This is a genomic window from Tateyamaria sp. ANG-S1 (assembly GCF_000814025.1).
Classification (GTDB): domain Bacteria; phylum Pseudomonadota; class Alphaproteobacteria; order Rhodobacterales; family Rhodobacteraceae; genus Tateyamaria.
In genome coordinates, this window is record NZ_JWLL01000001.1 from 106,102 (window position 1) to 119,480 (window position 13,379).

The following is a 13,379-nucleotide window of genomic DNA, read 5'->3' on the forward strand; positions in this document are numbered from 1 at the left end:
GAAAAAGAGGGGACGGGCGCGTGCCCATCCCCTCGGGTCTTAGCAGGTTACGCAGAAACTTGCGGAACCATATCGTCTTTGGAGATGCCGGCCACTTCGACAGGCTTCTTCATCGCGTCGCGGCGGAACGGGTCGCCCAGTTCCTGGTTGATCATCGCTTCGATCAGGGTCGTGATACCGTTTTCCATCTGATCCTTGATCGCCTGGTTCAGGGCGGCAGTCAGCTCTTCCTGCGTGCGGGCAACGACGCCCTTCAGGCCACAGGCATTTGCGATACCGGCATAGGACACTTGTTCGTCCAGCTCGGTGCCGACGAAGTTGTCGTCGAACCACAGGGTCGAGTTCCGCTTTTCCGCGCCCCACTGGTAGTTGCGGAAGACGATCTGCGTGATGGCAGGCCATTCGCCGCGACCAATGGCGGTCAATTCGTTCACCGCGATGCCGAAGGCACCGTCACCAGCAAAGCCGACAACTGGGACCTCGGGCTGGCCGATTTTCGCGCCCACGATGGCGGGCAGGCCGTAGCCGCAGGGACCGAACAGGCCAGGTGCGAGATACTTCCGGCCTTCCTCGAAGGAGGGATAGGCGTTGCCGATGGCGCAGTTGTTGCCAATGTCGGAGGAGATGATGGCCTCGACCGGCAGTGCGGCTTGGATCGCGCGCCATGCCATGCGGGGGGACATCCAGTCTGGTTTCGCGGCGCGTGCACGCTCGTTCCAGTTGGTTCCGGGATCGTCCTGTTCTTCGTTCATGGATGTCAGTTCCTGAGCCCATGCCGATTTTGTCTGTGCGATCTTGTCTTTGCGTGCCTCGCGGCCTGCGTCACCCGCGTCGTCGGCCAGTTGGCTGATGATGCCGTTCGCCACTTTGGCCGCGTCACCCACGATGCCCACGGTGACCTTCTTGGTCAGGCCGATGCGGTCGGGGTTGATGTCGACCTGAATGATCTTGGCGTCTGTCGGCCAGTAGTCGATGCCGTAGCCGGGCAGGGTCGAGAACGGGTTAAGGCGTGTGCCGAGGCACAGAACAACGTCCGCTTCCGAGATCAACTGCATACCAGCCTTGGAGCCGTTGTAGCCCAGCGGACCTGCGAACAGCGGGTGGTTACCGGGGAAGGCGTCGTTGTGCTGGTAGCCCACGCAGACCGGGGCGGTCAGACGCTCGGCCAGTTCTTGCGAAGCTGCCAGGCCACCTTGGGACAGGACCACGCCCGCGCCGTTGAGGATGACGGGGTTTTTCGCTTCCGACAGGATCTTCGCTGCTTCGGCCACCGAGTTCTGGCCACCGGGGGAGGCTTCGAATTCGATCGGCTCGGGGATTTCGATGTCGATGACTTGCGTCCAGAAGTCACGCGGAATGTTCAGCTGGGCAGGGCCCGACAGACGCTTGGCTTGGCTGATCACGCGCGTTAGAACCTCGGCCACGCGGGACGGGTCACGGACCTCTTCTTGGTAGGCGACCATATCTTCGAACAATTTCATCTGTTCGACTTCCTGGAAGCCACCTTGACCAATCGTTTTGTTGGCGGCCTGTGGGGTAACCAAAAGCAAAGGAGTGTGGTTCCAGTATGCCGTCTTGACCGCAGTCACGAAATTGGTGATGCCCGGGCCGTTCTGCGCAATCATCATCGACATCTTGCCGGTGGCGCGCGTGAAGCCGTCGGCCATCATGCCGGCGGAACCTTCGTGGGCGCAGTCCCAGAACTGGATACCGGCATCTGGGAAGATGTCGGAAATCGGCATCATGGCCGAGCCGATAATGCCAAATGCGTGCTCAATGCCATGCCGCTGCAGGCATTTCACAAAGGCTTCTTCGGTGGTCATTTTCATGGGGCAGTCTCCAATAGAGGCGGGGGCGTCGAATCGCCCAGGAAATGTTGGATTTGACGTTACTGGGGCTGGCGGGTCTCCGTTAGGGCCAGTTGAGATGTCCATTTAAGTCCAGGCTATGCCTGAAGGTGGTTCGCGATCAGTCCAATTCCGTCCCGGATGCGGTCGGGCTGGATGGATGAATAGCCGAGCCGGTAGAACCCGCGCGGCTGGTCATCGCCGGAAAAGAAGGCGTGGCCCGGTTCGATCAGCACGCCAACCTCTTGCAATTGCTGCGCAAGCGCGCGGGTGTCGACGCCCTGGGGCGCGCGCATCCAGTAGGACGAGCCGCCAAATGCGCCCTGGCCCGCGATGTCGAGGCCATATGTTTCGATGGCATCCTGCATCACGTCGCGGCGAGTGTGCAAAGCGGCGCTCATCTTTCGGATTTGCGCATCATAATGCCCCATCGACAGGAAATAGGCTGCGGTGCGCTGGATATGCCCCGGCGGATGCCGCAGGACGGAGGTGCGCAGGGCGCGGGCCTCACGCACGAAGGGTTCGGAGCCGACGAGGTAGCCGAGTCGCAACCCCGGAAAGAGTGACTTGGAGAAGCTGCCCACATAGATCACGCGCCCGTCCGTATCCATCGACTTGAGCGCGGGCGAGGGCGGGTTGAGGAAGGACATCTCGAACTCGTAGTCATCCTCGACAATCAGCGCATCAAGCTCGCGCGCGCGGTCGAGCAGGGCCTGCCGTCGCGCCATGGGCATGGTCGAGGTGGTGGGGCACTGGTGGCTGGGGGTCGAGAAAATAACGTCCGTGTCGGGCGGAATGCCGTCGGGCGGCAGGCCGTCCCGGTCCACGCGCACAGGGGCCAGATGGCAGCGGGACTGGTTCAGCACCTCGCGCAGGGCGGGGTAACATGGGTCCTCGAACGCGGCGGTGCGGCGCTGGGTCAGCAGGATCTGCGCGGCAAGCCAGAGGGCGTTTTGCGCGCCCAGGGTGATCAGAATTTGATCCGCATTCGCCGAAATACCGCGCCGGGGCAGGGTGTTGCGCTGTATGAACTCGATCAGTTGCGGGTCGTCCTGATCAAAGTAATCTGAGGTAAGCGCGGCAAAATCCCTTTGACCAAGGGCTTGTAGGGCGCATTGACGCCAGTTGGTATGATCAAAGAGCTGCGGGTCGGTCTGGCCGTAGATGAAGGGGTACTTGAACCGCGCCCAGTCCTGCGGCTTGCTGAGCATGTGGCCGCCGGAAAAGCGCTGGCCGATGGCGCGGGTCCAGTCCACCGCATCACCCGAGACGGGTTGCGGCTGGTAGCTGGGCGGAACGGGCGCGTTGTCGGACACATAATAGCCCGAACGGCCCCGCGCAGTCAGGTAATCGGAGGCCACTAGCTCGGTATAGGCGAGCGTCACTGTGATGCGGCTGATGCCGAGGTGCGAGGCGAGTTTGCGGGTTGAGGGCAGCTTTTCCCCGGAGCCGAAACGCCCGGACAGGATGCCGTGGGCGATCATCTGCTGCACCTGGCTTTGCAGGGTGCCCTGATGACCGGGCTGCAGAAAGAATGTTTCGACAGGGAGCGCCATGGCCGCAGGATAAACTGGACTTATATGGAAATCAATCTGGCATTATTTCGAAGTGAAACCCACGCCATCTACCCTTCATATCGCACAGTGCTGCGCAAAAATCAATATAAAGCGAGACAAAAAATCTCAATTGATGAGACGTTTTGCGCCGTGCGCTGCGTTAACCGGGTGATTTGAGGTTTGTTTGATGCGCGGAATCGCGTCTGTAGGGGCGAAACTGCACAGTTTGATCCCGAAACTGCGCGTTTTGGACAGAGCATTCCGGCCCAGAAACGGGCCCGATTCTCAAAACTGCACAATTTTGCCGGGAAACTGCGCGTTTTGAAAATTCGGGCGCGGGGCACGCGAAAAAATGGTTAATCCGCGCGGATGGGTCGCATCCCACGTCCTGTATCCGCGCAGGAACGCGCGCCGATGCGACGCGACAGTCGTCGGCTTGCCTGTGAACCACACCTTGGTCGGAGGGCCGTGTTGGGGGCATTGCTGCCCGCGGCTGGGCCGACGTCAGGCGTTTGTCACGGAATGTTCGTGCGACAGGCCGCGAAGATGTGATGCCAGTCCTCGATGTTCAAATGACCGGCCCCCTTGGCCCAGTGGAAATCAACGTTCGGAATCGTTGCCTCCATGTGCTGCCCCATTGCCCGGGTCACGAAAATGTCTTCGTCCCCCAGCCAGATGTGGACGGGCACGCGGACCGATGCGATGTCGAAGCCCCAGTCGGAATAGGCGAGATGCGCCTCGTGCCCCGCACCCCGGCTGCCGTGTCGGAACGCTTCGTGCTGCATCGCCCGGAACCTGCGCGACAGGTTTTCATCCTCAAGTGCGCGTCGGTCGGCTTCGGAGACGGATCGTTTCAGGATGTTCAGGAAAAGGCGGGGCGCATGGCGGGCGGCCCATCCCATCGGTGCAAACCCTGCGCGCATGAGCCATGGCAGGTGGTGGGCGAGCCGGGCAAAGGCCCTGTCCAACCAATTGAGGTTTGATCGGATGTCGGCGGTGGCTATCGGTCCCCATGGTCCAAGCGCGCCAATGAATTTCAGGCGGGCCGGGTCCACCTTGGCACCGCATGCGAAAAGATGCGGTCCTGCACCGGAATGTCCGGCAAGTCCAAATGCATTGATGTTCAGGTGATCGGCCAACGCGGCGATGTCGTGTGGCCAGTCGAGGAACCGCCGTCCCGGTTGAAAGTCTGAGCGGCCAAACCCCGGCCTGTCTGTGGCAATCAGGCGGAAGCCCATCTTGCGGGCGGCGTCGTCGGCGAAGCCGGCTTCCAACCGGCAACTTGGTGTGCCGTGACAGTAAAAGACCGGGAAGCCGTCCGGGCATCCATAGTCTTGATATGCCAAGCGACGCCCGCTTGGGAGGTACATGAGGGTATAGTCAGCCTCGGACGAGGGAGTTTTAGGTGCCTCTGCCGTCATGGACTGCGACCTAAGAGGCGGTTGATGCCGTTCAAGTCGGGTGGGTGGATGTAAAAAAGGCGGGGGACACCCCCGCCTTACGATTATTCATGTGCGCCAAGTAAGGCGCATCCTGATGCGCCTTAGCCGAACACTCGGGTCAGCGCGCCGTCGACGGCGGCGCAGATCTGGTCGATGTCGTCCTTGGTCGCGATCAGCGCGGGCGAGAAGCAGAGCGTGTTGTTCTTGCCCGGCAGGGACCGGTTGGTCGCGCCGATGACCACGGCCTGCCGCATGCAGTCGCCGACCACAGCCTGCACCATCTTTTCGTCGGCAGGATCGCGGCTGTCGCGGTCCTTGACCAGCTCCGCCCCGACAAACAGGCCCTTGCCCCGGACGTCGCCGATGACCTCGTGCTTGTCCTTCAGCTCGGCTAGTTTATCGAGCATGTAGTCGCCCATGGCCGTCGTGTTTTCGAGCAGGTTCTCATCCTCGATGATCCGCATGTTTTCGAGCGCTGCCGCCGGGCCTGCCGTGCAGCCGCCGAAGGTCGAGATGTCGCGGAAGTAGTTGAGGTGGTCCGACGTGTCGTCCTTGAACATGTCGAAGACTTCGTTGGTCGTCGCGAGGCACGAGATGGCGGCATAGCCGGAGGCGACCCCTTTGGCCATTGTCACCATGTCGGGCTGGATGCCGTAGTGCTGGTAGCCGAACCATGTGCCGGTGCGGCCCACGCCGCAGACGACCTCGTCAATGTGCAGGAGGATGTCGTATTTCTTGCAGATCTCCTGCACCCGTTCCCAGTAGCCTTCCGGGGGCACGATCACGCCGCCGCCTGCGGTGACGGGTTCGAGGCAGAGGGCGCCGACAGTGTCGGGGCCTTCGCGCAGGATGACCTCTTCGATCTGGTTGGCGGCCCATTCGCCATAGTTTGCGTCAGGTGCGCCGTCCTGTTCGTGCTTGCGGTATTCGAGGCAGTGGGGCACGCGGACAAAGCCCGGTGTGAAGGGGCCGTATTGCGCGTTGCGCTCGTCCTGGCCGCCCGCTGACAGGCACGCGATGGTGGTGCCGTGGTAGTCGCGGTCGCGGTAGAGGATCTTGTGCTTTTTGCCGCCGTAGCGCTTGTGCGCGATCTGGCGGACGATCTTGAACGCTTTCTCGTTCGCCTCAGACCCGGAGTTGGCGTAGTAGACGCGGTCGAGGCCTGGCATCTTGGTCAGCAGCTTTTCGGCAAAGAGCGCGCCGGGGATGGAACCCACCGTGCCGCCGAAGAAGTTCATTTTCACGATGGCGTCGCGCACGGCGTCGCCCATGGATTCGCGGCCGTAGCCCACGTTGACCGTCCAGACACCGCCAGAGACGGCATCGATATGTTCGATCCCTTTCTGGTCCCAGACGCGCAGGCCCTTGCCCTCGATGATGATCTTGGGGTCGGCGCCGGTGAAAAACGGCTGGTGCTGCATCAAGTGGTGCCAAACATTTGCGCGGTCGGCTTCGATCACGCGGCTCATATCGTTTTCGTTGAACGTTCCGTCCATGGGATCAACCTTTCTGAAAGTGGGGGCGGCCCATGAAACAAAGGGCCGAACAGGCATGCTGACGCGGACAATCGCTGAGAATCTGGTCACAACAGTAGGGCCAGTTTATACCTACAAGTAAAGCCAGTTGCGGGCCTGCATGTGCCGCGCGCCCTTGTATGCTTGGTGAAATCCCCTTGTTTTCATGGCTCTGCGGGAAATTTGGGAATCTCAAAGGGTGAATTCACCTGCACAAATTTGCGCCATGTGCCCCGATTTTACGTTGATCCGGGCCGGATTATCGTTTCGGATCACGCCAGCGCCGCGACATGTCGCGTGCGGCCAGAGGCGAACCACCGCCCGAAACGATCCAAACGCGGGTACCACTGCCTGCGTAAAACACGGGAGTAATGACATGACATTCAAGACCAAGCTGATGGGTGCTGTTGCGGCCACCGCCATGCTGGCGGGCGCGCAGGGTGCCGTTGCCGCGGGCCATGGCGGTGAGATCACCGTTGCGTACTTCCTGGAATGGCCGATGCCCTTCCAGTTCGCCAAAGCGACCGGCATGTATGAAGAGGCCATGGGCGGCACCAAGATCAATTGGGTGAGCTTTGACACCGGCACCGCGATGTCCGCGGCCATGGCGTCGGGCGACGTGCAGATTTCCGTGTCCCAAGGCGTGCCGCCCTTCGTGGTCGCAGCATCCGCCGGGCAGGATATCCAGATCGTGGACGTGGCCGTGAGCTATTCCGAGAATGACAACTGTGTTGTCGCCTCGGGTCTGGAGATCGACAAAGACTCCGCCGCTGAACTGGCAGGCAAGAAGGTTGCTGTGCCGCTTGGGACAGCCGCTCACTATGGTTTCCTGAGCCAGATGGAGCACTTTGGTGTGGAGCTGGCGTCGCTGTCCGTTGTTGACATGGCCCCTGCCGAGGGCGCTGCTGCGCTGGCACAGGGCTCGGTCGATATGGCCTGCGGCTGGGGTGGTGCCCTGCGTCGCATGAAGGAAAGCGGCAACGTGCTGCTGACCGGTGCAGAAAAGGAAGAGCTGGGCATTCTGGTGTTTGACGCCACAACAGCCCCCGCCAGCTTCATCGCCGAGGAAGGCGAGCTGCTGAGCCAGTTCCTGGCCGTCACAGCCGAAGCCAACGCCATGTGGGCGGACGAGGCGAACCACGCCAAAATGCTGCCCGTCATCGCGCAGGATGCCGGTATGGACGAAGCGGATGCTGCGGCAACGCTGGCCACCTTTGCCTTCCCGACCGTCGAAGAGCAGTTGAGCGAAGCCTGGCTGGGCGGCACGGCCCCGAGCTTTATGAAAGGTGTGGCGGACGTGTTTGTCGGCGCGGGTTCGATCGACGCGGCCCTCGACAGCTACGAGGGCTCGGTCAACACCGGCCCACTGGCTGCCACCCAATAAGCCAACCGGCCCGCGCGACCCTCGCGCGGGCCTTTTTCAAACCGGAGGTGGGGTGCGCCCTGCCCGACAGGTTGCCTTAAGCATCCAATCCACAGGTGGGAACCTTATGTCCGGATTATCCATCCAGAATCTCTCTATGCGTTTTGACCTGCCCAATGGTGGGCATGTTCAGGCGCTTCAGGACGTGTCGCTTGACCTCAAGGCGGGCGAGTTGTTGTCCGTGCTGGGCCCGTCGGGCTGCGGCAAGACCACGTTGCTTAACATCGTTGCGGGGTTTCTTGCCCCGACCTCTGGCGTGCTTGAGCTGAACGGCCACCGGGTCGAAGGCCCTGATGCCGAACGCGGCATGGTGTTCCAGCAGGGCGCGCTGTTCGAGTGGATGAGCGTGCGCGAAAACGTGGGCTTTGGCCCGTCGATGAAGGGCATGCCCAAGGCTGAGAAGGACGAGACCGTCAATCACCTGCTCGACGTGGTCGGTTTGCAGGACTTCAAGGAAAAGGCCGTGTACGAACTGTCGGGCGGGATGCAGCAGCGTGTGGCCCTGGCCCGTTGCCTTGCCAACGACCCGGACGTCATCCTGATGGACGAACCGTTGGGCGCGCTGGATGCGCTGACCCGCGAGAAGATGCAGTCGCTGGTTCTGAAGCTTTGGAAAGAGACGGGCAAGACCATCATCCTGATCACCCACTCGGTGGAAGAGGCGCTGCTGTTGGGTGAGCGCCTGTTGGTCATGGCGCCCCGTCCTGGTCGCATTCACACCGAATACCGCCTGCCCTTTGCCGAGTTGGGCGTGGGTCAGGACCTGCGGGAAGTGAAGAAACACCCCGAATTCGCCGTCAAGCGCGAGGAGATCCTGGGCATGATCTGGGACATGGAAGAAGAGATTATGGGTCGGACCGAAGGAGCAGACGCATGATCCCGTTTTTGATTTATCTGGCGATCTTTGTGGTCGCGTTCTTTGTCGTCAAGGCAATCGCCCAGCGGACCGCAATTGCGGACTACGGCTCGCTCAAGACCGTGACGTTTGGTGACGAAAGTGCTGTCACGCCCAACCGGGCGGCCAGCATCATTTCGGTTCTGACCATCTTCCTGCTGTGGGGCATGTTTACCGGTTCGGCCCTGTTGCCGAAGTTCCTGCACGCGCCCGGCCCGTTCATGGGTACAGGCACGTTTGAATACACCGTGTCCGATGGCACCCAGAGCGATACGGCCACGGTCACTGTTCTGGTGCATCCCATTGGTGAGGATCCGGGCGCGCCCGAGGTTGCGCCGGGTGACGGGTTTGCAAAGGATGACAGCATTGCCATCGGTGTCTGGCGCTCTGGCCTGTTGCGCGTGGACAGCAATGATGAGCTGGGCCGTGACGAAGGCATGGCCGTGACGGAGATCAATGGCACGGCTGTGCAGCCGGGCGACAGCGTGGATGTCGGGTTTGGTGCCGTGACCATTTCCGACAGGGGCACGCCCAACATCATCCCGGCCAAGGGTTGGCAGATGGAGCCCATCTGGCTGCCTGCGCCCGAGGCCGTCGTGCAGCGTATCGGCGAGATTGCGAGTGCCGGTTTCCGCGGCTCCACCCTGTGGGAGCATTTGGGCTATTCGCTGTTCCGCGTGATCGTTGGCTTCTTCTTTGGTGCGCTTGTGGGCATTCCGCTGGGCTATGCCATGGGTCTGTCGAACTGGTTCCGCGGCTGGTTTGATCCCATCGTGGAATTCATGCGCCCGGTGCCGCCCTTGGCCCTGATCCCGCTGGTCATCATCTGGGCGGGCATTGGAGAGGCCGGGAAGATCATTCTGCTGTTCCTTGCGGCCCTATGGATCATGGCCATTGCCGCTAGGTCCGGTGTGAGTGGTGTGAAGATTTCCAAGGTGCATGCGGCGTATAGTTTGGGTGCGTCGAAGGCGCAGATCATGCGCTATGTCATCGTGCCGAACTCGTTACCGGAGATATTTACCGGTGCGCGTGTGGCCATGGGGGTCTGCTGGGGGACTGTTGTGGCGGCTGAACTGGTCGCCGCCGAGCAGGGTGCTGGCATGATGATCATGGTGGCGTCGAAGTTCCAGAACACCGACATCGTGATCATGGGCATCATCCTGATCGGTATCATCGGGTTCGGGATTGATATGTTGATGCGCTATGCCGAGAAGTTGCTGGTGCCCTGGAAAGGCAAGGGCTGATCCGGGCCACCCAGCGTCTGGGCAAAGACCTGTGAAACGTATCAAGCGGCGCCCTGCGGGGCGCCGTTTTTACGTCATGTGCTGGGACAGGTAGCTTTCCATCGCAGCTAGCAGGTTTGCCCGAATGTCCGGGCGGTGGTGGTTGGCGGTGAAGAGCCGGTAGAGGTGATAGCCGACAAAGAAGGGAAGCGTCGTGTTGTGCTCATTGTCTGGCAGCACGTTCGAGCTGAGAAATGCGCTCAGGTCTTCGCTGCGTATTCCGTGCCTGCGTTCTGCTGGTCGGGTGGGGTCGTGCATTTGCAACCAGACCAAAAAGAGTGCTGCCTCGCGTGCAATGGCCAGCCAACATTCGCCCTGGATGTCGACGCCGTAGATGGTGCCCCGATGGTAGAGCGCGTTCATGCCGACGAAGTCACCGTGCGTTGCGGCCTGGACCACTGGGCAGCCTTTGAGCCGGTCAGTTTGGCTCTGGAGTGCTGCGATCATCCGGTCGAGCGTGGCGCGGTCGGATGTTGAAATGCCGCTGTGATCGCGGGCGCGTAGCTGTTTGATCCAGTACCCTGGCCCGAAGGTGGCGTCCCGCCGTCGTGTGGCGGTGTATGTGGCCAACCAGCGCCCGCTATGTGCCAGAAGCTTGGCGCGGCTCTGCCCTTTGCTGCGTGCGATTTTGAGGTCCAGCCGTGTGCCGGGGGCGAAGGACAGAACGGCGATGCCATCCTCGGGCCATGTGGCGAGGCACTTGTTGGCCTGGCAGTCGCTGTCGCCAAAGAGGTGTTCCAGCCTGTCCAACTCACCCTTTAGATTGCGGACGGTGCGTGCGTGATCTTCGGTAAAGAACCGTTTGATCACCACCTTTTCTCCGTTGAGTTTGGCGGAGAAGATCCAGCTGTGGGGCGCAAATTTCAGCGCCTCCAGCACACGTACTTTGCGGGTGTTCAATCGGTGCCGCAGAAAGCGCGTCAGATCCTGGCTGGCTTCGCGTGCTGTTGGCGCGGGGGCAAACACCCAAGGCCCATCTGTGTCTTCGGGCACTGCGTTCTGCGCGTCACTGTCAGAAGGGGCGGGCTGCGTCATGTGGCGACTGTATCTGAGAATGGGACGGGTGCGAAGCGATTGGCGGTTTGGTGCGATACGTAGCGCCATACATGCCGAGCTTTGCGGTGGTGTCGTGTGGCGGGACGCTACTGCTGAAGTCGGTGCTCGCAGATACATCAATCTGGATGGTCGATATGTGACTTGCGAGAGTGGGATGGTGGAGCATAGCGGGACCCTACCGCTGTACTCAGAGTGGCTGCGTAGCAGACGCGCGTAAGTCAGTGCCTACAGATATCAACCGGCGCGCCAGTATGAGTGTGGAATGATAGAAGGGATGGTGGAGCATAGCGGGATCGAACCGCTGACCTCCTGCATGCCATGCAGGCGCTCTCCCAGCTGAGCTAATGCCCCATCCTTTGTGGCCATCTCTGGACGTGCGCCGCTGATTAGGCGCTTTGCCGGGCGGGATCAAGCGAAAAAGATCCCGCCAGACAGGCGTTTTACGACTCGTCTTCTTCGGCGGCCACGTCGGCCAATTCGTCGAGCGAGACGTTGTCATCATCGTCGTCGTCATCGTCCAGCAGATCGTCGTCCAGCTCGACGTCGACATCGTCGTCGTCCAGCACTTGATCCTCGTCATCCGCCACTGTTTTGGCCTTGTTCTTGGCCGATGCGGCATCCTCGGCATCTGCGGCAATCATGCGGGTCTTGGAGCTGTCGACCTCGACCACGTCACCCGTGTACGGGCTGACAATTGGCGTGCGGTTCATGTCGTAGAACCGTTTGCCGGTCGTCGGACAAAGCCGTTTGGTGCCCCATTCTTCCTTTGGCATGTGTCATCCTCTTGTCTGCGCGTGGCCCGGATCAGGCGCGGTGAGCGCGTGTGCGGGCGTGCCTCGTGTTGCGGCGATTCTGGGCAAGTGCCATAAGGTCGGGACGGAGTCAAAGCCTTATGGTTTGGCGAGAGCCCGAGATGGGGAGATGGGATGGCCGAACGTGTCCTTCAAGGGCAGCCCGATATTGTTCTGACGCTGCGCCGGTCGGCGCGGGCGCGGCGGATTACCTTGCGCATCTCGTCGCTGGATGGGCGTGTGACTCTGACCCTGCCCAGGCATGTGGCCGAACGCGAGGCGCTGGAGTTTGCACGCCAGAAGGAGCCGTGGATTCGCAAGCATCTGGACGCGCGGGTCGAGGATGTGTGCGTGGCGCGCGGCACTGTTTTGCCGGTGGAAGGGCAAGGTCGCACCGTTGTCGAAGGGGCGGGGCGGTCTGTTCGTCTGGGGGATGAGACCCTTGCCGTTCCGGGGGCGCCGGATGTCGTCGCACGCCGTGTGCAGGGGTTTTTGAAGGCCCGCGCCCGGGATGTGCTGGCGGCCGCCTGTGATGACTATGCCGCCCGTTTGGGCCGGACCTATTCCGGGTTGAGCCTGCGCGATACGCGCTCGCGCTGGGGGTCGTGTTCGTCGGCGGGGCGGCTGATGTTTTCGTGGCGCCTGATCCTCGCGCCGCCTGAGGTGCTGCGCTATGTCGCCGCGCACGAGGTGGCGCATCTGGCGCAGATGAACCACTCGCCCGCCTTCTGGGCCGAGGTGACACGCATCCACGGCCCCTATGATGCACAGCGCCGGTGGCTGCGGACCGACGGCAACGCCCTGCACCGCTTTCGCTTTGGCGATTGACCGCAGCACCAGCTTGTGATCACAAAAGGGCATGAGCCAGGCCCCCCGCATCCGTGACACCGCCTCTGCCGCCCATGACCGGGTCTATCGCCGGTTGCGGACGCGGATCATGCATGGCGACATTTCGCCCGGCCAAGCGCTGACCCTGCGGGGGATTGGCAAGCAGTATGACGTGTCGATGACCCCCGCGCGCGAGGCAGTGCGGCGGCTGGTGGCGGAGGGCGCGCTGACCTTGTCGCAATCGGGCCGTGTGTCCACGCCGGAACTGTCCAACGAACGGATCGAAGAGTTGGCGGCCTTGCGCGCGCTGATCGAGGTGGAGCTGGCGACGCGCGCCTTGCCGCGCGCGCACCTTGCCCTGATCGAACGGCTGCAATCCATCAACAGTGCCGTGGCCGAGGCCGTCGCGCACCGCGATGCGGTTAGTTACATCCGGACGAATCTGGAGTTTCACCGCACGCTCTACCTGCGGGCACAGGCCCCGGCGATGCTGGCGATGGCAGAAACGGTCTGGTTGCAGATGGGACCGACCATGCGCGCGCTGTATGGCAGGCTGCGCCGGACGGAACCGCCGCGCTACCACCGGCTGATCATCGCGGCCCTGCGCGCGGGGGACGAGCCGAGCTTGCGTTTGGCGGTCAGGTCGGATGTCACCCAAGGCCTGCGGATGTTGGCGAGCTGACCTTAAGCGTTTGGTAGCGCCCGCCTGTTAGATAGTCGTGACTGTCAACGACCCTGTGGTGC

Annotated in this window: 12 protein-coding genes and 1 tRNA gene; 6 read left to right on the forward strand and 7 right to left on the reverse strand. The window is 61.8% G+C overall.

Features of this window, described 5'->3' with window-relative positions:
* Nucleotides 1-47: 47 nt before the first annotated feature.
* Nucleotides 48-1,829: a sulfoacetaldehyde acetyltransferase gene (gene xsc, locus RA29_RS00570; RefSeq protein ID WP_039681913.1), complete on the reverse strand. Its 1,782-nt coding sequence runs from the start codon at nt 1,827-1,829 to the stop codon at nt 48-50.
* A gap of 116 nt (nt 1,830-1,945) precedes the next feature.
* Nucleotides 1,946-3,403 carry a PLP-dependent aminotransferase family protein gene (locus RA29_RS00575; RefSeq protein WP_039681915.1) on the reverse strand — a complete coding sequence of 486 codons (1,458 nt, stop codon included), beginning with the start codon at nt 3,401-3,403 and terminating at the stop codon, nt 1,946-1,948.
* Here RA29_RS00575 and RA29_RS23090 point away from each other — a divergent pair.
* Nucleotides 3,320-3,580, forward strand: a complete 261-nt coding sequence (locus tag RA29_RS23090) for a hypothetical protein (RefSeq protein ID WP_193743438.1) — start codon at nt 3,320-3,322, stop codon at nt 3,578-3,580. The genes RA29_RS00575 and RA29_RS23090 overlap by 84 nt on opposite strands.
* A 338-nt stretch (nt 3,581-3,918) precedes the next feature.
* Here RA29_RS23090 and RA29_RS00580 read toward each other — a convergent pair whose 3' ends face one another.
* Both RA29_RS00580 and RA29_RS00585 read right to left on the reverse strand, forming a co-directional pair.
* A complete protein-coding gene (locus RA29_RS00580) occupies nt 3,919-4,749 on the reverse strand; it encodes an alpha/beta hydrolase (RefSeq protein WP_241462522.1) in 831 nt (276 codons plus the stop codon).
* A 197-nt stretch (nt 4,750-4,946) separates the two neighbouring features.
* Entirely contained in the window at nt 4,947-6,341 is a 1,395-nt protein-coding gene (locus tag RA29_RS00585; RefSeq protein ID WP_039681918.1) for an aminotransferase class III-fold pyridoxal phosphate-dependent enzyme, read from the reverse strand.
* A gap of 394 nt (nt 6,342-6,735) precedes the next feature.
* Here RA29_RS00585 and RA29_RS00590 point away from each other — a divergent pair, with 394 nt between their 5' ends.
* From RA29_RS00590 to RA29_RS00600, 3 genes are all read left to right on the forward strand, one after another.
* Nucleotides 6,736-7,743, forward strand: coding sequence for an ABC transporter substrate-binding protein (locus RA29_RS00590; protein ID WP_039681920.1), 1,008 nt, complete (start codon nt 6,736-6,738; stop codon nt 7,741-7,743).
* A gap of 106 nt (nt 7,744-7,849) precedes the next feature.
* The gene (locus RA29_RS00595) at nt 7,850-8,659 is read left to right on the forward strand and encodes an ABC transporter ATP-binding protein (RefSeq protein ID WP_039681922.1); all 810 of its coding nucleotides are present in this window, start codon (nt 7,850-7,852) and stop codon (nt 8,657-8,659) included.
* Nucleotides 8,656-9,921, forward strand: coding sequence for an ABC transporter permease subunit (locus RA29_RS00600; RefSeq protein WP_039681924.1), 1,266 nt, complete (start codon nt 8,656-8,658; stop codon nt 9,919-9,921). The genes RA29_RS00595 and RA29_RS00600 overlap by 4 nt, the downstream gene beginning before the upstream one ends.
* A gap of 69 nt (nt 9,922-9,990) precedes the next feature.
* Here the strand turns inward: RA29_RS00600 and RA29_RS00605 are convergent, their stop codons facing one another.
* The 3 genes from RA29_RS00605 to RA29_RS00615 all read right to left on the reverse strand — a co-directional run bounded on the left by RA29_RS00605 (nt 9,991) and on the right by RA29_RS00615 (nt 11,789).
* Complete coding sequence (locus RA29_RS00605) at nt 9,991-10,995, reverse strand: hypothetical protein (protein WP_039681926.1); 1,005 nt, start codon at nt 10,993-10,995, stop codon at nt 9,991-9,993.
* Between the two features lie 296 nt (nt 10,996-11,291).
* A tRNA-Ala gene (locus RA29_RS00610) sits at nt 11,292-11,367 on the reverse strand.
* 89 nt (nt 11,368-11,456) lie between these two features.
* A complete protein-coding gene (locus tag RA29_RS00615; protein WP_039681928.1) occupies nt 11,457-11,789 on the reverse strand; it encodes a TIGR02300 family protein in 333 nt (110 codons plus the stop codon).
* Nucleotides 11,790-11,942: 153 nt separating this feature from the next.
* On the opposite strand from RA29_RS00615, the gene RA29_RS00620 reads away from it, so the two are divergent.
* Together RA29_RS00620 and RA29_RS00625 are read left to right on the forward strand one after the other, a co-directional pair.
* Entirely contained in the window at nt 11,943-12,635 is a 693-nt protein-coding gene (locus tag RA29_RS00620) for a SprT family zinc-dependent metalloprotease (RefSeq protein ID WP_039681930.1), read from the forward strand.
* A gap of 31 nt (nt 12,636-12,666) precedes the next feature.
* Nucleotides 12,667-13,317 carry a GntR family transcriptional regulator gene (locus RA29_RS00625; RefSeq protein WP_039681932.1) on the forward strand — a complete coding sequence of 217 codons (651 nt, stop codon included), beginning with the start codon at nt 12,667-12,669 and terminating at the stop codon, nt 13,315-13,317.
* The last annotated feature ends 62 nt before the right edge of the window (nt 13,318-13,379 follow it).